Source organism: Streptomyces yokosukanensis (assembly GCF_001514035.1).
GTDB classification, from domain to species: Bacteria; Actinomycetota; Actinomycetes; order Streptomycetales; family Streptomycetaceae; genus Streptomyces; species Streptomyces yokosukanensis.
In genome coordinates, this window is sequence record NZ_KQ948281.1 from 1 (window position 1) to 941 (window position 941).

The window sequence follows — 941 nt, forward strand, 5'->3', positions numbered from 1 at the left end:
GTCGCCTGTGATGTGGCGGACCGGGATTCGTTGGCTGGGTTGTTGGCGGGGATTTCGGATGAGTGCCCGTTGACGGGTGTGGTGCATACGGCTGGTGTGCTGGATGACGGTGTGCTGGGTGCGTTGACTGCGGAGCGGGTTGCGGGGGTGTTGCGTCCGAAGGTGGATGCGGCGTGGAATCTGCATGAGTTGACGCGGGGTCTGGGTCTGTCGGCGTTCGTGTTGTTCTCGGGTGCTGCGGCTGCGTTCGGTGCGGCGGGGCAGGCGAATTATGCGGCGGCCAATGCTTTCTTGGAGGCGTTGGCGGAGCAGCGGCGGGCCGAGGGTCTGCCGGCGGTCTCTCTGGCCTGGGGCCTGTGGGCCCCGCAGACCGGCAACGGAGCCGAGGGCGCATCGGGCATGGCCGCGACGCTCGACGACGCCAACCTCCGCCGCCTGGCCCGCGAAGGCGTCGCCGCGCTCGCCGCCGAGGAAGGCCTGGCGTTGTTCGATACGGCGTTGAGGGTGGATGCGGCGGTGTTGGTGCCGATGCATCTGGATGTGTCGGTGTTGCGGGCTCAGGCGGTGTCGTCGGGTTCGGTTCCGGCGTTGTTGCGGGCTTTGGTGCGGGTTCCGGTTCGGCGTGCGGTGGAGCGTCGGGGTGCGGGTTCTGGTGCGGGTGCGGATGGTGGTTCGCCGTTGGTGGCGCGGTTGCTGGGTGTGCCGGTGGCGGAGCGTGAGGGTGTGCTGCTGGATCTGGTGTGTGGTCGGGTGGCTGCGGTTCTGGGTCATGGTGGTGCGGGGGCGGTGGATGCGGAGCGTGCGTTCCGTGATCTGGGCTTTGATTCGCTGACGGCTGTGGAGCTGCGGAACGTTCTGAAGGCGGAGACGGGGCTGCGGCTGCCGCCGACGCTGGTGTTCGACTATCCGACGCCGGTGTTGCTGGCGCGGCACCTGCTGGC

Annotated in this window: 1 protein-coding gene; it reads left to right on the plus strand. The window is 68.5% G+C overall.

Annotation, left to right across the window (positions count from 1 at the left end):
- Positions 1–12: 12 nt before the first annotated feature.
- Positions 13–941 (plus strand): beta-ketoacyl reductase (locus AQI95_RS44150; protein WP_425264983.1); only part of this gene is annotated, 929 nt, incomplete at its 3' end.